General features: G+C 67.7%; 20 protein-coding genes. 18 read left to right on the top strand and 2 right to left on the bottom strand.

The window, feature by feature from the left end; translation table 11 throughout:
* Window positions 1-58 precede the first annotated feature (58 nt).
* The 7 genes from PSEK12I1_RS0117250 (at window position 59) to PSEK12I1_RS0117220 (ending at window position 6,880) form a co-directional block, all read left to right on the top strand.
* Window positions 59-1,117 (top strand): tartrate dehydrogenase, encoded by a 1,059-nt coding sequence (locus PSEK12I1_RS0117250; RefSeq protein WP_027599270.1) that lies wholly within the window; start codon window positions 59-61, stop codon window positions 1,115-1,117.
* Between the two features lie 111 nt (window positions 1,118-1,228).
* Entirely contained in the window at window positions 1,229-2,563 is a 1,335-nt protein-coding gene (locus PSEK12I1_RS0117245; RefSeq protein ID WP_027602378.1) for a dicarboxylate/amino acid:cation symporter, read from the top strand.
* A gap of 69 nt (window positions 2,564-2,632) precedes the next feature.
* On the top strand, window positions 2,633-3,034 hold the full coding sequence (locus PSEK12I1_RS0117240; protein ID WP_027599272.1) for a hypothetical protein: 402 nt from the start codon (window positions 2,633-2,635) through the stop codon (window positions 3,032-3,034).
* A gap of 157 nt (window positions 3,035-3,191) precedes the next feature.
* Window positions 3,192-3,893 (top strand): haloacid dehalogenase type II, encoded by a 702-nt coding sequence (locus tag PSEK12I1_RS23900; protein ID WP_042134277.1) that lies wholly within the window; start codon window positions 3,192-3,194, stop codon window positions 3,891-3,893.
* Window positions 3,890-5,002: a phosphotransferase gene (locus PSEK12I1_RS0117230; protein ID WP_197027417.1), complete on the top strand. Its 1,113-nt coding sequence runs from the start codon at window positions 3,890-3,892 to the stop codon at window positions 5,000-5,002. The genes PSEK12I1_RS23900 and PSEK12I1_RS0117230 overlap by 4 nt, the downstream gene beginning before the upstream one ends.
* The gene (locus PSEK12I1_RS0117225; protein ID WP_027602376.1) at window positions 4,986-6,341 is read left to right on the top strand and encodes an aspartate aminotransferase family protein; all 1,356 of its coding nucleotides are present in this window, start codon (window positions 4,986-4,988) and stop codon (window positions 6,339-6,341) included. Before PSEK12I1_RS0117230 ends, PSEK12I1_RS0117225 begins: the two co-directional genes overlap by 17 nt.
* A 23-nt stretch (window positions 6,342-6,364) precedes the next feature.
* Window positions 6,365-6,880, top strand: coding sequence for an Lrp/AsnC family transcriptional regulator (locus tag PSEK12I1_RS0117220; RefSeq protein WP_027602375.1), 516 nt, complete (start codon window positions 6,365-6,367; stop codon window positions 6,878-6,880).
* Between the two features lie 161 nt (window positions 6,881-7,041).
* Here the strand turns inward: PSEK12I1_RS0117220 and PSEK12I1_RS0117215 are convergent, their stop codons facing one another.
* On the bottom strand, window positions 7,042-7,884 hold the full coding sequence (locus PSEK12I1_RS0117215) for a GNAT family N-acetyltransferase (RefSeq protein WP_027602374.1): 843 nt from the start codon (window positions 7,882-7,884) through the stop codon (window positions 7,042-7,044).
* 184 nt (window positions 7,885-8,068) lie between these two features.
* On the opposite strand from PSEK12I1_RS0117215, the gene PSEK12I1_RS0117210 reads away from it, so the two are divergent.
* The 11 genes from PSEK12I1_RS0117210 (at window position 8,069) to argE (ending at window position 21,698) form a co-directional block, all read left to right on the top strand.
* Window positions 8,069-9,544: an aldehyde dehydrogenase gene (locus PSEK12I1_RS0117210; protein WP_027602373.1), complete on the top strand. Its 1,476-nt coding sequence runs from the start codon at window positions 8,069-8,071 to the stop codon at window positions 9,542-9,544.
* A 308-nt stretch (window positions 9,545-9,852) separates the two neighbouring features.
* Window positions 9,853-10,524 (top strand): haloacid dehalogenase type II, encoded by a 672-nt coding sequence (locus PSEK12I1_RS0117205; protein WP_027599278.1) that lies wholly within the window; start codon window positions 9,853-9,855, stop codon window positions 10,522-10,524.
* Between the two features lie 27 nt (window positions 10,525-10,551).
* Entirely contained in the window at window positions 10,552-11,844 is a 1,293-nt protein-coding gene (locus PSEK12I1_RS0117200) for an FAD-binding oxidoreductase (protein WP_027599279.1), read from the top strand.
* Window positions 11,845-12,283: 439 nt separating this feature from the next.
* Window positions 12,284-13,921, top strand: a complete 1,638-nt coding sequence (locus PSEK12I1_RS0117195) for an ABC transporter substrate-binding protein (protein WP_027602372.1) — start codon at window positions 12,284-12,286, stop codon at window positions 13,919-13,921.
* 71 nt (window positions 13,922-13,992) lie between these two features.
* On the top strand, window positions 13,993-14,949 hold the full coding sequence (locus PSEK12I1_RS0117190) for an ABC transporter permease (RefSeq protein WP_027602371.1): 957 nt from the start codon (window positions 13,993-13,995) through the stop codon (window positions 14,947-14,949).
* Window positions 14,946-15,848 carry an ABC transporter permease gene (locus PSEK12I1_RS0117185; protein ID WP_027602370.1) on the top strand — a complete coding sequence of 301 codons (903 nt, stop codon included), beginning with the start codon at window positions 14,946-14,948 and terminating at the stop codon, window positions 15,846-15,848. The genes PSEK12I1_RS0117190 and PSEK12I1_RS0117185 overlap by 4 nt, the downstream gene beginning before the upstream one ends.
* A gap of 1 nt (window position 15,849) precedes the next feature.
* Window positions 15,850-17,694 (top strand): ABC transporter ATP-binding protein, encoded by a 1,845-nt coding sequence (locus PSEK12I1_RS0117180; protein ID WP_027602369.1) that lies wholly within the window; start codon window positions 15,850-15,852, stop codon window positions 17,692-17,694.
* Window positions 17,691-17,996 (top strand): (2Fe-2S)-binding protein, encoded by a 306-nt coding sequence (locus tag PSEK12I1_RS0117175; RefSeq protein WP_027599284.1) that lies wholly within the window; start codon window positions 17,691-17,693, stop codon window positions 17,994-17,996. The genes PSEK12I1_RS0117180 and PSEK12I1_RS0117175 overlap by 4 nt, the downstream gene beginning before the upstream one ends.
* Complete coding sequence (locus tag PSEK12I1_RS0117170) at window positions 17,981-19,396, top strand: NAD(P)/FAD-dependent oxidoreductase (RefSeq protein WP_051399136.1); 1,416 nt, start codon at window positions 17,981-17,983, stop codon at window positions 19,394-19,396. The genes PSEK12I1_RS0117175 and PSEK12I1_RS0117170 overlap by 16 nt, the downstream gene beginning before the upstream one ends.
* Window positions 19,393-20,550, top strand: coding sequence for an FAD-binding oxidoreductase (locus tag PSEK12I1_RS0117165; RefSeq protein ID WP_027602367.1), 1,158 nt, complete (start codon window positions 19,393-19,395; stop codon window positions 20,548-20,550). The genes PSEK12I1_RS0117170 and PSEK12I1_RS0117165 overlap by 4 nt, the downstream gene beginning before the upstream one ends.
* Window positions 20,547-21,698 carry an acetylornithine deacetylase gene (gene argE, locus PSEK12I1_RS0117160; protein ID WP_027602366.1) on the top strand — a complete coding sequence of 384 codons (1,152 nt, stop codon included), beginning with the start codon at window positions 20,547-20,549 and terminating at the stop codon, window positions 21,696-21,698. The genes PSEK12I1_RS0117165 and argE overlap by 4 nt, the downstream gene beginning before the upstream one ends.
* A gap of 15 nt (window positions 21,699-21,713) precedes the next feature.
* On the opposite strand, the gene PSEK12I1_RS0117155 is transcribed toward argE, so the two are convergent.
* Window positions 21,714-22,640 (bottom strand): glyoxylate/hydroxypyruvate reductase A, encoded by a 927-nt coding sequence (locus PSEK12I1_RS0117155; protein WP_027602365.1) that lies wholly within the window; start codon window positions 22,638-22,640, stop codon window positions 21,714-21,716.
* Window positions 22,641-22,710 lie beyond the last annotated feature (70 nt).

Genomic DNA, 22,710 nt, shown 5'->3' with positions numbered 1-22,710 from the left:
TCGGCCCAGCGCTGCCAGTCGGCGTCTTACCCAACGAACCAGAGCACAGGGCCCAGCCATGAAGAACTACAAGATCGCAGCCATTCCCGGAGACGGTATCGGGGTCGAAGTCATTGCCGCCGGCCTCGAGGTCCTCGAAGGCCTGGCCAGGCGCCTGGGCAGTTTCGCCTTTGATGTCAGCCACTACCCCTGGGATTCGGAGTACTACCTCCAGCATGGTCACTACATCCCGGAAGGGGGGCTGGACGAGATCAAGCAGGCCGATGCCATCTTTTTCGGCGCGGTAGGAAGCCAGAAGGTGCCGGATCACATTTCCCTCTGGGGCCTGCGGCTGCCGATCTGCCAGGGCTTCGACCAATACGCCAACGTGCGGCCGGCGCGGGTGTTACCCGGGGTTAAAAGTCCGCTGACCAACGGGCAGACCATTGACTGGGTGATCGTGCGGGAGAATTCCGAAGGCGAATACTCCGGCAGCGGTGGTCGGGTCCACCAGGGGTTGCCCATCGAGGTAGCCACCGAGGTCTCCACCTTCACCCGCGTTGGCGTCGAGCGTATCCATAGATTCGCCTTCGAATTGGCCCGCAGCCGCCCGGCCAAGCACCTGACGCTGGTCACCAAGTCCAACGCCCAACGCCACGGCATGGTGTTGTGGGACGAGGTGTTCGCCGAGGTGGCCAAGGATTATCCGGACGTGCGCACTACCCGTGAGCTGGTGGATGCGGTGACCACCACCATGGTGCTCAAGCCCGGCAACCTGGACGTGATCGTCGCCACCAATCTGCACGCCGACATCCTCTCGGACCTGGCCGCAGCGCTGTCCGGCAGCCTGGGTATCGCGCCTACCGCCAATCTCAACCCCGACCGGAGCTTTCCCTCGATGTTCGAGCCCATCCACGGCTCAGCCTTCGACATCACCGGCAAGGGCGTCGCCAACCCCATCGCTACCTTCTGGACCGCGGCGCTGATGCTCGACCACCTTGGCGAGCGCGAGGCCAGTGCCCACCTGATGCGGGCCATCGAGGAGGTCACCGCCAGCGGCCTGCACACGCCAGACCTGGGCGGTACGGCCACCACGCGCCAGGTCACCGACGCCGTGCTGGAGCTGATCGCCCGCTAGCTCGGCGTTCCCACCCGCGGCGAGCCAGCGGGTGGGAAGGCCTCAGCACTTTCACGGGCGACCGCCCGCCGGCGCGGTCGCTTCCATTACAAGAACAACAATGGATATCCCATGAAGCGCCTACTCGGAAAACTCTACGTCCAGGTCGTCATCGCGGTCATTGCCGGCGCCTTGCTCGGCGTCTTTTACCCGGACTTCGCCACCTCGCTCAAACCCATCGGCGATGCCTTCATCAAGCTGATCAAGATGCTGCTCGCGCCGGTGATCTTCCTTACCGTGGTCACCGGTATCGCCAAGATGAACGACATGAAGGAGCTGGGCCGGGTGGGCATCCGCGCCTTCATCTACTTCGAGGTGGTCTCGACCCTGGCACTGATCGTCGGGCTGGTAGTGGTCGATACCTTCAAGCCCGGCGCTGGCATGAACATCGATCCAGCCACCCTCGACAGTTCCGCCATCGCCAGCTACACCGAGGCCGCCAAGCATGAATCCTTCATCGCCTTCATGATGCAGATCATCCCCAACACCCTCGGGGATGCCTTCGCCAAGGGCAACATCCTGCAGATCCTATTGTTCTCCATTCTGCTCGGTGTGGCCCTGGCGCGTTGCGGCGACAAGGGCAAGCCGATCATCCGCACCCTCGACAGTCTGATGCACGGCATGTTCGGCATCGTCAACATCGTGATGCGCCTGGCGCCGCTGGGGGCCTTTGGCGCCATCGCCTTCACCATCGGCAAGTACGGCTTCGGCTCGCTGTTCTCCCTGGGCAAGCTGATGGCCTGCTTCTACATTACTTGCATCCTGTTCGTCGCCCTGGTGCTGGGCCCGATCTGCCGCGTCGCCGGCTTCAGCCTGTGGAAGCTGCTCAGGTACCTCAAGGAAGAGCTGTTCACCGTGCTGGGCACCAGTTCGTCGGAATCGGTGCTGCCACAGATGATCCGCAAGATGGAAAACGCCGGCTGTTCGAAGCCAGTGGCCGGCATGGTCATCCCCTCCGGCCTGACCTTCAACCCGGACGGCCAGGCCATCTACTACACCGCCGCCGCGACCTTCATCGCCCAGGCCACCAACACGCCACTGAGCCTGACCGACCAGCTCATCATCATGGCTGTGTTGATGCTCACATCCAAGGGTTCGGCCGGCGTCACCGGTTCCGGTTTCATCACCCTGGCGGCGACCCTCGCCAGTCTTGGCACCATCCCGGTGGCCGGCATGGTGCTGCTACTGGGTGTAGACCGCTTCATGTCCGAGGCTCGAGCGATCACCAATACCATTGGCAATGGCGTAGCCACGCTGGTTATCGCGCGCTGGGTGGGAGCGTTGGACATGGGACGGCTCAACGCCGCGCTGGATGGCCAGGCAATTCCCGCTTCGGAGCCGGAGGTTCAGGAAGGCGTGGCGATGGCCGAGCCGGCCCTGTCCAGTCTGGGTCGCAAGGCGCTCTAGCACGCCAGTGCTGGTCGGGCTGCAGGATTTACCTCATGCTGGGCGTCCCGCTCCCGACCGATTACCGCCATGACCTCGTCTGCGCTCCTGCGTACCGGCCTGCTGGCCGCGGCTCTGCTGCTGGTACCTGCCGTCCAGGCGGCCATTCCCAGTCTCAAACCGGCCAACACCTGCGTGCGCAGCGCCTTCGTGTTGCGTTGCCAGGACGGGCAGGGGGGTTGGTACGGGGTGGCGGTCCAGGGCAACGACACCCTGATGCGGGGCTACGATCCGGTTTCGGGTCTGTCATGGGCGCAGACCAGCACCCGCCTGGGACGACTGCAGTTCTTCAGCGGCCTGACCAGCGACGGCAATCTCTGGCTGGGCCGCACCCGGCAGCTGGGCTGGAACGTCATCAGTCGCTTCTCCACGTCCCAGGGCGACCGCGCCCGCACCAGTTGCAACCGTGTGGCGGGGTGCGAGTGGCGTTGACCGGCGAGTCGTCGGAAAGCCCCCCGCAGATCCTGCCAGCAGGCGCCGATTTGCGCAGGAATCTGCCTGAGCGTCCCTGTTGTAGAGCATCCCAGCGGGTGCGAACTCCCTAAGCTTGAGGCATCACCCCTCACCCAGGCGCTGGAGTTCGCGACACATGACGTACAAGCCGAAATTCATCAGCTTCGACTGCTATGGCACGCTCATCAACTTCGAAATGGGACCCACCGCGAAGCGGCTGTTCGCGGATCGTGTGCCGAGCGAGCGGATGCCAGCCTTCCTCGACAGTTTCCGTTTCTATCGCCTCGATGAAGTCCTGGGCGATTGGAAGCCCTTTTTCGAGGTAGTGGAAAACGCCATTCAGCGCGCCTGCGCCAAGCACGGCGTGGACTATCGCGCGGCCGATGCGCTGGCCCTGTACCAGGCCGTGCCCACCTGGCAGCCGCATCCGCATGTCGTCGAGACGCTCAAGGCCATCGCCCCGCAGGTACCGCTGGTGATCCTGTCGAACTCCATGGTCGATCTGATTCCCGCCAGCGTCGCCCACCTGCAGGCGGATTTTCACGCGGTCTACACGGCGGAAGAGGCGCGCGCCTACAAGCCGAGGGCGCAGGTATTCGAGTACATGTTCGAGCAGTTGGGCTGCGGGCCGCAGGACATGATGCATGTCTCTTCGAGCTTCCGTTACGACCTGATGACGGCCGCGGATCTGGGCTTCATGGCCAGGGCCTTCATCGACCGCGGGCATGAGCCGGCCTGCGACGGCTATGGCGTCGAGCGCCTGACCGATATCCGCCAGCTTCCGGGGCTACTCGGTCTGCCAGGCCTCGCCGAAACCGCCTCGCCGAGGCAGGGATGATGGTCGCCACCACACAGCCAGGCGTCTCGGCGACCATGGAGACGCCGCCACCGACCCTCGCGCCGGACGAGGTGCAGCAGCTCGTTCGGCGTCTCTACGGTATCGATGGCCGGGTCGACCTGCTGTTGGGTGAGCGGGATCAGAATTGCCGTGTGGAGACGGCGGCGGGCGAGCGCTACGTGGTCAAGATCAGCAATCCGTCCGAATCCCTGGCAGTGGTGGATTTTCAGATCGCCGCGCTCGACCATATTTGCTGCGTGGCGCCCAGCCTTCCGGTACCTCGGGTGGTGCGGACGCTGGGAGGGCAGACGCACGCTACCCTGGTGCTCCCGGACGGATCGGCGACCTCTGTGCGGATGCTGACCTATCTCGACGGTGTGCAGGTCCGCGATACCCGCCGTACCGCTACCCAGCGCCGAGCGATGGGCACCTTCCTGGCCGAATTGAACCTCGCCTTGCGCGACTTCGAGCACCCGTCCGCGACCCACGATCTGCTGTGGAACGTTGCCACAGCCCATCGCCTGGCGGCCAAGGTCGATAGCATCGAAGAAGGCCCGCGCCGCGCCCTGGTCAGGACGTTCATGGCGCGTTTCAACCGGCACGTGCTGCCACTGTTGCCGCACCTGAGGGCCCAGGTCATCCACAACGACTACCACCTCTACAACGTGCTGGCCGCGCCCCAGGACCACGAGCGCATCATCGGAGTCATAGACTTCGGCGACATGCTGCATGCGCCCCTGGTGGGCGAGGTCGCCACCGCCGCTGCCTTCCACATGAGTGGCCCTGCCGGGAGCGGCCCTGCCATGAGTGGCCCTGCCGATCCACTCCTGGGCCCCGCGCAATTCCTCGGCGCCTATCACGCCACGCTGCCGCTCGACGAAAGCGAGCAGGAGATCGTTGCCGACCTCATGGCGACGCGTCACCTGATCACCGTGCTGATCTCGGAGTGGCGGGCCAGGCGCTACCCGGAAAACTACGACTACATCATGCGCCACAACGCGGCCTCGTGGGAGGCACTGACCTTGCTGGCCGATCTGTCTCGAGATCAGGCCCGCGAGCTGTTACTTACCGACGTATGCACAGGACCACGCCATGAACAGCACCCCTGACCTCAACATGGTCAACGCCTACATACCGGGCCGCGTCAAACTGAACGCCGCAACGGCGGCCCTGATCGAACGCCGCGACGCCCTGCTCGGGCCGGCCTATCGGCTGATGTACGAGCATCCCCTGCATATCGTGCGGGGCGAGGGCGCCTGGCTGATCGATCCGGAGGGCCGCCGCTATCTGGACGCCTATAACAATGTCGCCTCGCTCGGCCATTGCCACCCGGCGGTGACCGAGGCGATCTGCCGGCAGGTGCAGACCCTCGCCACCAATACCCGTTATCTGCACGACACCATTCTCGAACTGGCCGAGCGCCTACTCGCCACCGTGCCCGAGACCGAGCTGGCGCACCTCATGCTGACCTGCACCGGGAGCGAGGCAAACGACGTCGCCTATCGGATCGCCCAGGTGCGCACGGGGGGCACGGGCGTGATCGTCACCGAGACCGCCTATCACGGCTTCACCGATGCGGTCGCGAAATTCTCGCCGTCGCTGGGCGTCACGGTGGACCTCGGCGCCCATGTGCGACTGGTACCGGCGCCGCGCGCCTACCATGCCGGCGCGGTGGATGTCGCTGAGCGCTTCACCCGCGACGTCGAAGCGGCGATCCGCGACCTGCAACGGCACGGCATCAAGCCGGCGGCGCTGATCGTGGACTCGATCTTTACCAGCGATGGCATCCTGCCCGAGCCGGCGGGTCTGCTGAAGGGCGCGGTCGAGGCGATCAAGCGGGCCGGTGGTATCTTCATCGCCGACGAAGTCCAGCCGGGCTTTGGCAGGACCGGCGAGCACCTGTGGGGCTTCCAGCGCCACGGTGTGATCCCGGATATCGTCACCCTGGGCAAGCCGATGGGCAACGGACAACCGGTCGCCGGGCTGCTGGCCACGGCGGACGTCCTCGCCGAGTTTGGTAGGAACTCCCGGTATTTCAATACCTTCGGGGGCAATAACGTGTCCTGCGCCGCCGCCTTGGCGGTGCTCGACACGATCGAGAAGGAACGCCTGGTGCAGCATGCCGCGGAGGTGGGCACGCTCCTGCGGGAGGGTATCGCGGCGCTCGCCCACCGGCACGCGGCCATCGGCGATGTGCGGGGGGTAGGCATGTTCGTCGGCGTGGAGCTCGTGTCCGATCGGCTGACCCGAGAGCCGGATCGAGCGCTGACGACCCGGGTGGTCAATCTGATGCGCGACAAGGGTGTCCTGCTCAGCGGCTGCGCCATGGGCCACAACGTGCTGAAGATTCGCCCCTCCTTGGTGCTCACCGCGGAACAGGCCGGCCTGGTGATAGAGACGCTCGACGCGGCGCTGACCGAAGCGCACTCTGCAGTTCCCCGCGTCTAGCGCTCACCGTTCAAGGCAGACCCATGCACCCTCCGGCGTCCCTCGATGCGTTCGATATCAAGATTCTCGTGTATCTGCAACGCGAGGGACGCTGTTCGAATGTCGAGCTTTCTTCCGCGATATCGCTGAGCGAAAGTCCCTGCCTGCTTCGCACCAAGCGACTGCAGGAGACCGGGGTGATCCGCGGCAATCACGCCGATATCGCCCTGGAGAAGGTGGGCAGTCATGTCATCGTCTTTTCCGAGGTCACCCTCAGCAGCCATCGACCTGCCGACTTTCGCACCTTTGAAGACGGAATCACCCGGTATCAGGAGATCGTCGAGTGCCACAACGTGAGTGGCGGCTACGACTATCTGCTCAAGATCGTGGTGCCGAGCATCAACTGGTTGCAGGCCCTGATGGATCGACTGCTGGAGGACAATATCGGTATCGAGAAATTTGCCAGCCGCATCGTCCTGCGCCAGCCCCTTCGCCAAGGCGGCTATCCACTGGAAACCCTCGTCAATGAGCGGCCCAGCTGGGCGGATGAAGGACGCTAGCCAGCGTCTGGAACCCTGGCCTGACGGTGCGGACGGCTGTGTCGTGAGGGCGCCTGCGTGGCTGGACGGGTAAGGGGATGGTCGCCGATTTCGCCCGGCAGAGCGGTCAGGCGGCCGCGCCGCCTGCCGCGGGGATACCGCCCGCGCGAGGCCGCGGTCGCTCAGCCCAGCGCCTGAGTCAGCAGCGCGAATTGATCCAGGCCATCGCGGGACAGCGGCGCCTTGCCCCGGGCCATCTGCTCGACCTCATCGACCTGGGGAACGCCGATTTCGCTCAGCCAGGGATTGAGACCGCTGCGGGCCGTCACGTCGAATCTCACGTAGCGCCCTTCGGCGTGGCGCAGCAGGGCGAGGATCAGCGCCTTGGCCTGTTCGGTGGATTCGGCGATCACCGGGCCGACCGACAGGCCGCGGCCGTAGGGGCGCAGCAGGGCGAAGCCGCGCAACTGGCCCTCCTGCTCAAAGCCGACGATGCGCTCGGCCTGGGGCAGCAATTCCTGCAGCAGGGCGCTGCGGTCCAGGCCGGTAGCCGCCTGGGCCAGGGTCTCCAGCTGCGGCGCCGCTGCCGGACTCAGCTCACGGACCTGGTCTTCCAGTGGCTGACGTTCAGCCATGGCCGGCAGACTCGCCACCTGGTGCTGATAGATGCGCTCATAGGAGTCGAAGCCCTGGCTGCGGTAGAGCGGGGCGCCGCGCAGGGTGGCGACCAGCAGGGGCGTGCGGTTACCGGCCAGTTGCAGCAGGCCGTCCATGAGGCGGCGGCCATGGCCCTGGCCCTGGTGGCTGTCGGCGACGATCACCAGGCCGATGGTGGCGAAGTCGCCCTGGGGCACGCAGAACCCGGTGCCGAACACGCCCTGGTCGTCTTCCAGCACCAGGCCTTCGCCGGTGTGGAACAGGCACTGCCAGTCTTCCGGGCGATGGGGCCAGTGCAGCGCCTGGGACAGCTGGTGAGCGGTGGCGAGGTCGGTTTCGCGCAGGGGTCTTAGGGTGGCGTGGGACACGGCAGGGCTCCGATTCGGGTCTGGCTGATTCAGGCGTCAGCCTAACAAGCCGCGACGGCAGATTCGGTTGCCGAGGGGTGGACGCGCCACTGCGCGGCGCCGAAGGCCCCTGCCAGTTCGGCAAAAGATGGCGATCCACGCGCCTAGCATGGGGGCCAAGCCCACAGCCCTAGCGGAGCGCGCCATGGCCTCGTTCGACCCCAGAGCAATAGCGGTTCGTTGTGCCCATTTCAGCGGGGGACGCATCCGCGACGCCCGCGCCGAACTGGAGGTGTTCCGGCCTTCCGATGGCGGTTTCCAGAGCGGTCTGCCGTGTGCCTCGGCGGACCTGGTGGACGAGGTGGTGGAGGGCACCTGGCGCGCCTGGAAGGCCAGTGACTGGGCCAGCCGGCCGCCGCGCGAGCGGGCGCGGGTGATGCGCCGCTGGGCCGATCTGGTCGAAGCCGATGGCGAGATCCTCGGCCCGCTGGAAGCGGTGGGTTCGACCCGTCCGCTGCGCGAGGTGCTGGCCTGGGACATCCCCTATGTGGCCGAGGGCATCCGCTTCTTCGCCGAATTCGCCGACAAGCACGGCGGCGAGGTGGCGGCCACCGCCACCAGTCACCTGGGGCTGCAGATCACCGAGCCCTATGGCGTGGTGGGCGCCGTCGCGCCCTGGAATTTCCCCCTGAGCATGGCCGGCTGGAAGATGGCGCCGGCGCTCGCCGCCGGCAATGCCGTGGTGATCAAACCGTCAGAACTGACGCCGTTCTCCATTCTGCGTCTGGCCGAATTGGCCGTCCTGGCGGGGCTGCCGGCCGGCATCCTCAGCGTGGTCCAGGGCGATGGTCGGACCACCGGCGACGCCCTGTGCCGCCATCCGCGCATCGGCAAGGTCACCTTTACCGGCTCCACCGGAACCGGCACTGCCATCATGACCGCCTGCGCCGAGAGCGGGCCCAAGCCGGTGACCCTGGAGCTGGGTGGCAAGAGTCCGCAACTGGTGTTCGCCGATGCCCCGGATCTGGCCCGTACCGCCCGCAGCGTGGCCGCCGCCATCACCGGCAACGCCGGCCAGGTGTGCGTCTCGGGCTCGCGGCTGCTGGTCCAGCGGGCCGCCCTGGAGCCGATGCTGGAGGGCATCCAGGCGGCCTTCGCCGCCTTGCGCCCGGGCCCGACCTGGTCGGCGGAGGCCACCCTGGCGCCGATCATTTCCCACCGCCAGGGCCAGCGCATCCAGGACATCGTCTCGCGCAGTCGGGCGGCCGGCGCGGAGATCCTGGTTGGTGGTGCCCTGGAGGAGGGCATGGGCGGCGCCTACTATCAGCCGACGCTGATCACCGGGGTCGAGGCGGACAATCCCGCGGTGCGCGAAGAGATCTTTGGCCCGGTGCTGACCGTGCAGGTATTCGACGACGAAGCCGAGGCCCTGGCGCTGGCCGACCACCCCACCTACGGCCTGGCCGCCGGGGTGCACACCGCCGATCTCGGCCGGGCGTTGCGCCTGACGCGGGCGCTGGAAGCCGGTACCGTCTGGGTCAATCGCTATGGCCGCAGCCACGACTGGATCATTCCCACCGGCGGCTACAAGCGCTCCGGCATCGGCAAGGACCTGGGCCGCGCCGCCTATGAGGCGACCCTGCGCAGCAAGAGCGTACTGATCGATCTGGAGCACTCCTGAGGCTTGGCCGAAAAGTCGCTGAGCGATGGTCAGGCAAGGCAAAAATCAGCGAGGAAGCGGAGTTTACGAATGGTAAATGAGCATTCCGAGATGATTTTTAACGCAGCATGGCCGAGCGCAGGCACTTTTCGGCCAAAGCCTGAGGTCGCCGCAAACAATGCTGGGCCCTACCGCCAAAACGGTTTTTTCTGTCTCCCGCGGCGCCTGAAAGCGGACAACTGTCAGGCCCGCCGGTGCTGTAATGCTTGCCAGGGACGCCACTGGCGCCCCGGCCTCTCACTCACGACCCCTGTCAAAGGACTCTTGCCATGACCGCCTTTCGGCCCAAGTACATCACCTTCGACTGCTACGGCACCCTGACCCGTTTCCGCATGTCCGACATGGCCCGCGAGATGTTCGCCGACCGCATTCCGGCCGAGGCGATGGACCAGTTCTGCAAGGACTTCAACGGCTATCGCTTCGACGAGGTGCTGGGCGCCTGGAAACCCTATTCGGAAGTGCTGTACTCGGCGGTGGAGCGTACCTGCAAGCGCTGGGGCATCTCCTTCACCGACGCCGAGGCCAATGCCTACTACGAGGCGGTGCCGAGCTGGGGGCCGCATCCGGACGTGACCGCGGGCCTGGCCAAGATCGCCGACAAGATCCCGCTGGTGATCTATTCCAACGCCGCCGACGAGCAGATCATGTCCAACGTCGACAAGCTGGGCGTGCCCTTCCACCGGGTCTTCACCGCCGAGCAGGGCCAGGCCTACAAGCCGCGCCTGCAGGCCTTCGAATACATGCTGGACAACCTCGGCTGCGGCCCGGAAGACGTGCTGCACGTGTCGTCGAGCTTTCGCTACGACCTCATTCCGGCCGACTACATGAACATCAAGAACAAGGTGTTCGTGAATCGCGGCCATGAGCCGAGCACGCCGTTCTACCGCAACACCGAGATCAAGGACATCGGCGGCCTGGCCGCGGTCGTCGGTCTCGAATAACCCCCTGAGCTGCCGGAGCGCCTGCCCATGAGTCTTGGCCCAGCATCGTCCGATTCCTACTGGCTCGCGACCGCGCCGGGCTTTACCGGGGCCACCCCGGGGCCGGTGGCGGGCGAGGTGGATGTCGCCATCATCGGCGGCGGCTTCACCGGGCTCTCCGCGGCCGTCGCCCTGCGCCGGCGCGGTGCCAGCGTGGCGGTGCTGGAGGCCGGTCGGGTGATCGGCGAAGCCTCCGGGCGCAACGGCGGCCACTGCAACACCGGCGTCGCCCAGGACTACGCGGCCCTGCACGCCAGCCTGGGCGCCGAAAAGGCCCGGGCCTTCTACCAGGCCTATGCCGATGCGGTGGCCAGCGTCGAGGCGGTGATCGCCGAAGAGGGCATCGCCTGTGATTTCCACAAGGCCGGCAAACTCAAGCTGGCGGCCAAGCCGCAGCACTACGACAACCTCGCGCGCACCTGCGAACTGATCCGCCAGGAGGTGGATCCGCAGGTCGAATTGCTCAGCGCCGCCCAGGTGCGGGTCGAGGTGGCGTCAGCTGATTTCCATGGGGGGCTGCTGCAGCACAACGGTGCCCAGATGCACATGGGGCGCTTCGGCGTAGGGCTGGCCGATGCGGCGGTGCGACGGGGCGCCCAGGTCTACGAGGGTGCGGCGGTGAGCGATCTGCAGCGCCTGCCCGATGGCAGCTTTCGGGTGATCAGCGCCAAGGGCGAGTTGCGCGCCCGCCAGGTGCTGGTGGCCACGGGCAACGCCAGCGTCGGCCCCTTCCAGTGGTTTCGTCGCCGCATCGCCTCGGTGGGCAGCTTCATCATCGCCACGGCGCCGCTGCCCAAGGCGCAGCTGGACGAACTGCTGCCCAATCGGCGCACCTATGTCACCAGCCGCATCATCGGCAACTATTTCCGCACCACGCCGGATCACCGGCTGATCTTTGGCGGGCGGGCGCGTTTCGCCCTGTCCGATCCGCGCCAGGACGCCAAGAGCGGCGCCGTGCTGCGCAACGCCCTGGGCCAGCTGTTTCCCAGCCTGGCCCAGACGCCCATCGACTATTGCTGGGGCGGCCTGGTGGACATGACCGCCGACCGCCTGCCCCGCGCCGGCGAGCAGGATGGCCTGTTCTACGCCATGGGCTACAGCGGCCACGGGGTGCAGATGTCGGTGCACATGGGCCGGGTGATGGCCGAGGTGCTGGAGGGCCGCAGCCAGGCCAATCCATGGCGGGTACTGGACTGGCCGGCCATTCCCGGGCATTTCGGCAAGCCGTGGTTCCTGCCGCTGGTAGGGCTGTATTACCGGGTCCAGGATCGCCTGCACTAGCCGTCGTTCCCGCAACCGCCCGCCCGGGTCCTGCCACGCGCAGTGCCCGCGCGGGCGGTTTTGCGTTTCCGCAGCCCGGCGGGCGCAAACCGGCGGCGCTGCGCAGAACCTGCTGCCACCGCAGGTTTTTCGCAGCCATCCAGTCTCCCGTCGCGGTCCGCACCGCGCTCCGCCACCCCAAGCGAAACGCCGCGCCAGCGCGCCAAAGACGGGCATGGCGGGCCCTGATGCGCCGTCGCGACGCACACCGCAAACAATGCTGAGCGGCTTGGTCAAAACGGTCTTTTCTGTCTCGCCGCAGGGGCAATTCGACGGTAATCGGCGAGGGGCCGGTGCTGTAATGAACCAGGCCGCATGACAAGGCGGCCAAGAGGACAGCGCCGTGCGCCCGGGGAGGGGTGTACGGACTGGTGACCGAGCCCCCAACGAGCGAGCCGACATGACCGAGAAAAAGACTGGAAGTCCCCTGATAGGAGCTGCTGAAAGCGTTCGGGCCTTCGAGGCCCTGCATCGGGGGCTGTCGCGGCGCGATGCGCTGCGCCTGCTGGGCGCCGCCGGGTTGCTGGCGACCGGGGTGGGTGGTCTGCTCGGCCGTGACGGCCAGGCGTTCGCGGCAGAAGATGCGGTCACCGGCACCCCGCGCCGTGGCGGTCGGGTGCGCGCCGCAGCGGCCGGGTCGTCCACCGCCGATACGCTCGATCCGGCCCGCGGCGCTTTCTCGGGCGACTATGCCCGGCAATACTTCTTCTACAACGGCCTGACCGTCTTCGACAGCCACCTCGAACCCCAGATGGCGCTGGCCACCAGTTTCGATACCCAGGACGCCCTGACCTGGACGATCAAGCTGCGCCAGGGTGTGCAATTCCACAACGGCAAGACCTTCGACAGCGCCGACGTCGTCTACTCGCTGTTGCGCCACAAGGACCCGGCGGTGGGTTCCAAGGTCAAGGCCCTGGCCGACCAGTTTGCCGAGGTCACCGCGGTGGCCCCCGACGAGGTGCGCATCCGCCTGGTGTCGCCGAACTCCGAGCTGCCCGCGGTGCTGGCCATCTCGCCGTTCCTGATCATCGCCGACGGCACCAAGGATTTTTCCACCGCCAACGGCACCGGACCCTTCAAGGTCAAGGAATTCAAGCCGGGCGTGCGCACCGTGGGCGTGCGCAACGAAAACTACTGGAAGTCCGGCAAGCCCTATCTGGACGAGATCGAGCTGATCGGCATCGGCGACGAGCCCTCGCGGGTCAACGCCCTGCTGGCCGGCGACGTCCAGCTCACCGTGTCGGTGGATCCGCGCTCCGCCGAACGTCTCAAGCAGAGCGGCAAGCTCAAGGTGGTGGCCAACACCTCGGGTGGCTACACCGACCTGATCATGCGCATTCCCAATCGGCCGTTCAACGATCCCAACGTGGTCGAGGGCATGAAGCTGCTGTTCGACCGCGAGCAGATCCTCAAGTCGGTGTTCCTCGGCTACGGCACCATCGGCAACGACCAGCCGATCATGCCGGGTACACCCTATTACGCGGCGGATCTGCCCCAGCGGCCCTACGATCCGGACAAGGCCAAGTTTCTCTTCCAGAAGGCCGGCATCGCCGGCGCACGGATGCCGCTGGTGACCTCCACCGCCGCCGACAACGCCAACGAGATGGCCCTGGTGCTGCAGCAGTCGGCGCGCCAGGCCGGCCTCAACCTGATGGTCAATCGGGTCAGCGCCGACGGCTACTGGGACAACCACTGGATGAAGGACCCGCTGGGCTTCGGCAACATCAACGCCCGGCCCACCGCCAACATCCTGCTGTCGCAATTCTTCAAGTCCGATGCGCCCTGGAACGAATCCGGCTGGAAGAACGAACAGTTCGACCAGTTGCTGGTGGCCTCCCGCGGCGAGACGGATGTCGCCAAGCGCAAGCAGATGTACGCCGACATGCAGCTGCTGATCCACCAGCACAGCGGCATCGGCCTGCCGATCTTCACCAGCTCCATCGATGCCCATTCGCCCAAGCTCGGTGGCTACGGAATCATCCCCATCGGCGGCTTCATGGGTTACATGTTCGCCGAGCACGTCTGGCTGGAGGCCTGACGCTCGTTGCCTCACGGCGAGTCGCTCCGCAGCGACCGGCTCGCCGCTCCACGCTCAAGCAGGAGGTGGCTTTGGACCTTTCCGTCTTTTCCCTCATCGCCAGACGCCTCGGGGGCGGGTTGCTGACCCTGCTCATCGTCTCGTTGCTGGTGTTCTTCGTCTCCGCGCTGTTGCCGGGCGATGCCGCGCAGCAGGCGCTGGGCCAGTTCGCGCTGCCCGAGCAGGTCGCCGCGCTGCGGGCCCAGATGGGCCTCGACCAGCCGGCGCTGCTGCGCTACGTCCACTGGCTAAGCGGCCTCCTGCACGGTGATCTCGGCCAGTCGCTGGCCAGCCAGATGCCCATATCCACCATGATCGGCGATCGATTGGGCGGCTCCCTGATGCTGGCCGGGGTCACCGCCCTGGTGTCGGTACCCCTGGCGCTGGGCCTGGGCATCGTCTCGGCGATGAACGCCGGCGGTCGCCTGGACCGCGCCCTCAACGTCTTTACCCTGGGCATCGTCGCGGTGCCGGAATTCCTGGTGGCGACCCTGGCGGTGCTGGTCTTCGCCGTGCACCTGCAGTGGACCTCGGCGCTCACCTTCGCCCATGACATCGACGGCCCCCTGGACTTCCTGCGCGCCTATGCGCTGCCGGTGGGCACCCTGTGCTGCGTGATCGTCGCGCAGATGGCGCGGATGACCCGCGCCGCCCTGGTGGAGCAGCTGCAGAGTCCCTATGTGGAGATGGCCCGGCTCAAGGGCGTCGGTCCGGTGCGCGCCGTCCTGCGCCATGCCTTGCCCAATGCCGTGGGGCCCATCGCCAATTCCATCGCCCTGAGTCTTTCCTACCTGATGGGCGGGGTGGTGATCGTCGAGACCATCTTCAACTACCCGGGCATCGCCCAGCTGATGGTGGACGGCGTCGCCAGTCGCGACCTGCCGCTGATCCAGGCCTGCGCCATGCTGTTCTGCTGCGCCTACCTGGTGCTCATGACCCTGGCGGACCTCTGCGCCATCCTGTCCAATCCGAGGCTGAGAACGCTATGACCCGACCCGTGATTCCCGTACGTGCCGCGTCCGTCGTGCCGGTGGATGGCAAGACGCTCGACGCCCAGCTGTCACCGCCGCGGACCCGTCGGCGCAGCCGCTGGTCCCTGACCGGCATCATCGGCGGCGTCCTGGTGGTCTTCTGGCTGTTCATCGCGCTGTTCGGCGTCTGGCTGGCACCTTATGACCCGGGCGCCCTGGGCGACAGCGCGGTGCTGGCCAGCTATAGCCCTGCGCACCTGCTGGGCACCGACTACCTGGGCCGCGACGTGCTCAGTCGCATCCTCGACGGCGCCCGCTTCACCGTGGGGCTGGCGCTGGTGGCGGCGGTGTTGGCCTGCGTCCTGGGTACCGGCCTCGGTCTGCTGGCGGCGCTGTCCGGACGCTGGGTGGACGAGCCGCTGTCGCGGCTGATCGATGCGCTGATCTCGCTGCCGAGCAAGATGCTGGCGCTGGTGATGGTCTCGGCCTTCGGCTCCTCGGTGCCGCTGCTGATCGTCATGGCGGTGGTGGGCTATGCCCCCGGCTGCTATCGCATCGCCCGCAGCCTGGCGATGAATCTCACCGAGCTGGAGTACGTCCAGGTCGCCCGCACCCGTGGCGAAGGCCGGCTGTACATCGCCCTGCGCGAGATGCTGCCCAACATGCGCCTGCCGCTGCTCACCGACCTGGGCCTGAGATTCGTCTACATCGTGCTGCTGCTCAGCGGCATGAGCTTTCTCGGCCTCGGCGTGCAACCGCCGAACGCCGACCTCGGCTCCCTGGTGCGGGAGAACATCGGCGGTCTGGCCGACGGTGCCCCGGCGGTGCTGATGCCGGCGCTGGCCATCGGCACCCTGACCGTGGGCGTCAACCTGCTCATCGACCGGTTCGGCGCGCGGCGCCGGGGAGGGCGCTGAGATGGAATTGCTGGTAGAGGTCAAAGACCTGCGCGTGGTCGCCCAGGGCGAAGACGGCAGCGAAACCACCATCGTCAAGGACGTCGGCTTCAACCTGGCCAAGGGCGAGGTGCTGGCGCTGATCGGTGAATCCGGCTCGGGCAAGACCACCATCGCCCTGTCGCTGCTCGGCTATGCCCGCGCCGGCTGCCGACTGGCCGGCGGCTCTATCCGCGTCGGCGACACCCAGGTGCTGGAGCTGGACGCCGCGGGCCTGCGCCGACTGCGTGGCCGCACCGTGGCCTACATCGCCCAGAGCGCGGCGGCGGCCTTCAATCCGTCGCGGCGGCTGATGGAGCAGATCATCGAAAGCGCGCTGATCCATGGCGTGCTGACGCGTCGGGAAGCCGAGGCGCGGGCGCTGCAGCTGTTCAAGGAGCTGGCGCTGCCGGATCCCGAGCACATCGGCCAGCGCTATCCGCACCAGGTCTCGGGCGGGCAGTTGCAGCGGCTGATGGCGGCCATGGCACTGATCACTGATCCGACCCTGGTGATCCTCGACGAACCCACCACGGCGCTGGACGTCACCACCCAGATCGAGGTGCTGCGCGTCTTCAAGCAGGTGGTGCGCGAGCGGGGCGTGACCGCCATCTACGTCTCCCACGACCTGGCCGTGGTGGCCCAGATGGCCGACCGCATCCTGGTGCTCAACGGCGGCGAGGTCTATGAGAATCGACGCACCGAGCGCCTGCTGGCCAGCGCCCGCCATCCCTACACCCGCAGCCTGTTGGCCGCGGCCCGGCCGGAACCCCTGGCGGAACGTGGCCTGCCCACCGTGGAGACCGCCGCCCCGGTGCTGGAGGTCAAGGACCTGGTGGCCGGCTACGGCCCCATCGGCGCCGATGGCCTGCCGCGCTACCGGGTGCTGGAGGGCATCGACCTGCGCATCGGCGCTGGCCAGGCCCTGGGCGTGATCGGCGAATCCGGTTCGGGCAAGTCGACCCTGGCGCGGGTGATCGCCGGCCTGCTGCCGCCGGCCCAGGGCAGCGTGCGCCTGGGTGGCGAATTGCTGCCGCCCGGTCTGGACGGCCGCACCCGCGAGCAGTTCCGCCGGGTGCAGCTGGTCTACCAGAATGCCGACACGGCGCTCAATCCGGCCCACAGCGTGGAGCGCATCCTCATGCGTCCGCTGGAGACCTATCACGCCTTCGACAAGGCCACCCGCCAGCGCAAGGTCCGCGAGTTGCTCGACCGGGTGCAACTCCCGGCCAGTCTCGCCAGCCGGCGTCCGGGCGAGTTGTCCGGTGGCCAGAAGCAGCGGGTCAACCTGGCTCGGGCGCTGGCCGCTGAACCCGAACTGATCCTCTGCGACGAAGTCACCTCGGCGCTGGATACCGTGGTCGGCGCCGCCATTCTCGATCTGCTCGCCGAACTGCGCCGTGAGCTGGGGCTGGCCTATCTGTTCATCAGCCACGACATTTCCACGGTGCGCAGTCTCTGCGACGAGGTGCTGGTGCTCTATGCCGGCCAGCCGGTGGAGCTGGGCACCCCGACCACGCTGCAACATCCGCCGCTGCATCCCTACACCGAGTTGCTCACCGCCTCGGTGCCGGCGCTGCGCCAGGGCTGGCTGGAAGAGCAACCCATCCGCACGGCGGTCCCCCTGGTTTCGTCGCCGCCCGCCAGTGGTCGGCTCTGCAGCTTCCTGCAGCGCTGCCCGGTACGGCTCGAAGGCCGTTGCGACCGGGTGCCGCCCCGGCCCCAGACCCTCGCCGGGGGCAACCGCATCCTCTGTCATCATGATGGCGAGACCCTGCAGCGCCTGCAGGGTGGCGCCCTGCTGCACACCCAAGGAGTTCGCGCATGACTTCCCGCTTTCAGCGACTCGGCGAGACCGGCCGGCCCCAGGTCAGCCTCAGCGTCGATGGCCTGCCGGTCACGGCGCTGGCCGGCGACACCCTGATGGTCGCCTTGCTGGCCAATGGTCCGGCACTGCGCCGGTCGGAATTCGGCGACGAGCGCCGCGCCGGTTTCTGCCTGATGGGCGCCTGCCAGGATTGCTGGGTCTGGACCGCCGACGGCGAGCGCCTGCGCGCCTGCGGCACCGAGGTCCGCGAGGGCCTGCAGATCCTCACCACGCAACCGGAGGCGGTATGGAATCGGGCCTAACGAAAGGGGGCGGCAACCCGCCGCGGGTGGTCATCGTCGGGGCCGGTCCGGCCGGCGTGCGCTGCGCGGAAACCCTGCTGGCTGCCGGCATTACCCCGGTGGTGATCGACGAGAATCGCCGCGACGGCGGCCAGATCTATCGGCGCCAGCCCGAGGGCTTCCAGCGTCCCTATGCCACTCTCTACGGCAGCGAGGCGGGCAAGGCCGAAAGCCTGCACCGCACCTTCGACGGCTTGCGCGGACGCCTCGACTACCGCCCCGATACCCTGGCCTGGCATCTGCACGAGCGCACCCTCTACACGGTGCAGGGCAATCGACAGCGCACCCTGGACTTCGATGCCCTGGTGCTCTGTACCGGGGCCGGTGACCGCCTGCTGCCGGTGCCGGGCTGGAACCTGGCCGGTACCTATACCCTCGGTGGCGCCCAGATCGCCCTCAAGGCCCAGGCGGTATCCATTGGCCGGCGGGTGATCTTTCTGGGCAGCGGCCCCTTGCTCTACCTGGTCGCCGCCCAATACCAGCAGGCCGGCGCCACGGTGGCCGCGGTCCTCGACACCGCGCCGCTGCGCCTGCGCGCCCAGGCCACGCCCAAACTGCTGGCCCGCCCGGGCGTGGCCTGGAAGGGCGTGCAACTCATGGCCTCGCTCAAGCGCGCCGGGGTGCCGCTGCACTTTGGCGTCACCCCGCTGGAGATCCTCGGCGATGCCGAACAGGGCGTGCGCGGCGTGGCCTTCGCCGATGCGCGTGGCCTGCGCCAGGAGGTGGCGGGTGACGCCGTGGGCCTGGGTTATCACCTGCGCCCGGAAACCCAGCTGGGCGATCTCGCCCGTTGCGCCTTCGAATTCGAGCGCGCCACGGGCCAATGGGTGCTGCAACTGGATGCCGACGGCCGCACCTCCACGCCGGGAGTCTATGCCGCCGGCGATGGCGCCCGGGTACGGGGCGCCGACGGGGCGGAGCTGGCCGGGCAACTGGCCGCCTGCGCGGTCCTGACCGATCTCGGTCGCACCCCGCCCGCTGGCCTCGCCGAGCGCTGCCGCGAGGCGCTGACGGTGCAGGAGCGCTTTCGCCTGGGCCTGGCCGAGGCCTTTCCCTGGCCCGCGAAACAGATGGCCAGCCTGCCGGATACCGCGGTGGTCTGCCGCTGCGAGGGCATCACCGCCGGAGAGTTGCGCGCCGTAGTGCGCGAGAAGGGTGCCCAGGAAGCCAATCGGGCCAAGGCCTTCAGTCGCGTCGGCATGGGTCGCTGCCAGGGTCGCTATTGCGCCCAGGCCGGCGCCGAGATCATCGCCGCCGAATCCGGGGTGCCGGTGGAAACCGTTGGCCGCCTGCGCGGCCAGGCACCGGTCCGGCCATTGCCGCTGGGCATCGTCACCAGCGAAGAGGAACTTTCGTCATGAACCAGACCGCCAACCGCGCGGACGTCATCGTCGTCGGCGCCGGCATCATGGGCAGCGCCAGCGCCTTCTTTCTGCGCCGCCGGGGCCTGTCGGTGCTCCTGCTGGAGCGCGATCAGGTCGGGCGCTTCGCCAGCGGCACCAATTTCGGCAACGTCCGCCGGCAGGGCCGCTACCTGACCCAGGTGGCGCTGTCCAACCGTTCTCGCGGTATCTGGGGTCGCCTGCCCGAGCTGATCGGCGATGACCTGGAATTCATCCCCGGCGGCCATCTGCGGGTGGTCTACGATCCCGGTCGCATCGCCATGCTGCACGAGTATGCCCGGGCGCCGGAGACCGCCGCCCTTGATCTGCAGGTGCTCGAAGGCGCGGCCCTGCACGAGAAGTTTCCCTACCTGGGCCCCGAGGTGGTGGCCGGCTCCTATGCGCCCCACGATGGCCATGCCAATCCGCGCCTGGCCGCGCCGGCCTTTGCCCGCGCCGCGGTGCGCGAGGGCGTCAATCTGCAGGAAGGGGTGGAGATCACCCAGGTCACCAAGCCGGATGGCGATTTCCTGGTGCAGGCCGCCGACGGCCGCCGCTACCAGGCGCCGCGGCTGCTGATCACCGCCGGAGCCTGGGGCAGTCGGCTGTCGAGCCAGTTCGGCGAGCCGGTGCCCATCGAGACCCATGGCCCCCAGATGGGCGTCACCGAGCCCTTGCCCTATGCCTTCAAGGAAGCGGTGGGCGTCTCTTCACCGCTGGTGAGCGAGACCATCTACTTCCGCCAGATCCCGCGCGGCAACGTGATCTTCGGCGGCTGCTTCCGCTCCCGCCCGGATCTGGACACCCGTCTGGCCCGCGCCGAGCCCCATGGCCTGCTCAATCAGCTCACCCAGCTGCGCCGCCTGGCGCCGGCCCTGGCCAGGGTCAACGTGATCCGCACCTGGAGCGGGGTGGAAGGCTATATCGCCGACGACCTGCCGATCATGGGCCCGAGCAGCCAGGTGGACGGTCTCTACTACGCCTTCGGCTTCTGCGGCGCCGGCTTCCAGCTCGGCCCGGGGGTGGGCGACACCATGGCCGAGCTGATCGCCACCGGCCGTACCGAGACGCCGCTGGCGGCCTTCGACATCGGCCGCTTCGCGCAACCCCGCAGCGAGAGCCTCGCCGGATGAATAGCCAGGACCTGCTGCGCACCCTGATCGGCTTTCCCACCGTTTCCGCCGACTCCAACCTGGCGCTGATCCAGCATGTGCAGGGTCTGCTGGAGGCCGCCGGCATCGCCTGCCGCCTGGTGCTCGACGAGAGCGGGCGCAAGGCCAATCTCTTCGCCAGCGTCGGCCCGAGCGACGTGCCCGGCGTGCTGCTCTCCGGGCATACCGACGTGGTGCCCGTGGCCGGCCAGGCCTGGACCCTGCCACCGTTCGAGGGGACCCTGAAGGACGGTCGGATCTATGGGCGCGGTGCCTGCGACATGAAGGGCTTCGTCGCCTGCGCCGTGGTGGCCCTGCTGGCCGCCGCCCGGGGTGAGCCCCTGAAGCGACCGCTGCAACTGGCCCTTTCCAACGACGAAGAGATCGGCTGCGTCGGGGTGCGCCGCCTGCTGGATGTGCTGGAACTGGCGCCGGTGCGCCCCTTCCTCTGCATCGTCGGCGAACCCACGGACCTGCAGGTCGCCCTCGGCCACAAGGGCAAGGCTGCGCTGCGCGCCCACTGCCATGGCCAGGAGGGCCATTCCTCCCTGGCGCCGCTGCACGTCAACGCCATCCACCTGGCCAGCGACCTGATCGGCGCCCTGCGTGCCAGCCAGCGGCGCCTGGCGGAAGAGGGCGCCCACGACGCGGCCTACGACATTCCCTACACCACCCTGCATGTCGGGCGGATCGACGGTGGCAAGGCGCTGAACATCGTGCCCAACCTCTGCACCCTGGACTTCGAGATCCGTCACCTGCCGGCGGACGATCCCGCCACCCTGGTCGCCGCGCTGCAGGAAACGGCGGACAGCCTGGCCCGGGAGGCACGGCAAACCTCGGCCAAGGCCGCCATCGAGATCGAGACGGTCAACGCCTATCCGGGCCTGGATACCCATCCCAGCGTCGAAGCCGTGCGCTTCCTGCAGACCCTGGTCGAGCCGGGCACCGCGCAACTCAAGGTGGCCTTCGGCACCGAGGGCGGCCTTTTCGCCAGCCGGCTGGACACCCCGGTGGTGGTCTGCGGCCCCGGCAGCATCGAGCAGGCGCACAAGCCGGACGAGTATGTCGAGCTGAGCCAGCTCGCCGCCTGTGACGCCTTGCTTGGGCGGTTGCGGGTGGCCCTGGCTTGAGGCCACCCGGTCTCTTCAGTAGCCCCGCTGGCGATCCACCAGACCCTGCATGGGCTCACCGCGCTGATGGCGGCGGATATTGTCCAGCAACACGGTGAATGCCGTTTCCGGCACCGTCATGGCGCCCACGTGAGGCGTCAGCCAGATCCGCGGATGCTGCCAGAAGGGATGGTCGGCTGCGGGCGGTTCCGGCTCCACCACGTCCAGCACCGCCTGGCTCAGCTGACCGCTGTCCAGCGCCGCCAGCAGGTCGGCTTCCACCAGCTGGGCGCCACGGCCGAGATTGATCAGGCTGGCGCCGCGGGGCAGGGCGGCGAACAGGCGGGCGTCGAGGATGCCGCGGGTCTCCCCGGTCAGCGGCAGCAGGCAGATGAGGATCTCGCAATCGGCCAGGAACGCCGGCAGCTGCTCGGCGCCGGCATGGCAGCGCACCCCCGGCAGCTCATGGGGCGAGCGCGACCAGCCCGAGAGCTGGAAGCCGAAGGTGGCGAGCCGCTCCAGCACCGCCTGGCCGATCTGGCCGAGACCCAGCACGCCGACGCGTCTGTTGTTCGCCGTTACCAGGGCATGTTCCTGCCAGCGTCCCGCGGCCTGCTGGTCGAGATAGAGAGGCAACTGGCGATGCAGCGTCAGCACCATGAGGGTGGCGTACTCCACCATGCCGGCGACGATACCGGGATCCAGCATCCGCACCACGGGCAGCGCTGGCGGCAACAGGTTCAGGTCGAATTGGTCGACGCCGGCCGAGGTGGCGAACAGCACCTCCAGGTTGGGAAAGCGGTTGGCCAGGTCTTCCGGCGGTTGCCAGCAGGCCAGATAGCGGACTTCTTCGGGATTGCCCACGTCCGGCCACTGGCGGAAGGCGATATCGGGCGCGCGTTCCTGGAACAGGCGTCGCCAGGCCTGGCCACGTTCGGGATCGGCCTTGTAGAGCAGCGTCATGGGGAGGTCTCCGGCAAAGCTCAAGGATGGCGCAAGCGTGCGGTAGTTTGTCCCGAATTCTCCGCTGCCG

Origin of the sequence: Pseudomonas sp. MOIL14HWK12:I1 (genome assembly GCF_000510705.1) — a bacterium.
Classification (GTDB): Bacteria; Pseudomonadota; Gammaproteobacteria; order Pseudomonadales; family Pseudomonadaceae; genus Chryseomonas; species Chryseomonas oryzihabitans.
This window is presented reverse-complemented; position numbering and strand designations above follow the sequence as displayed.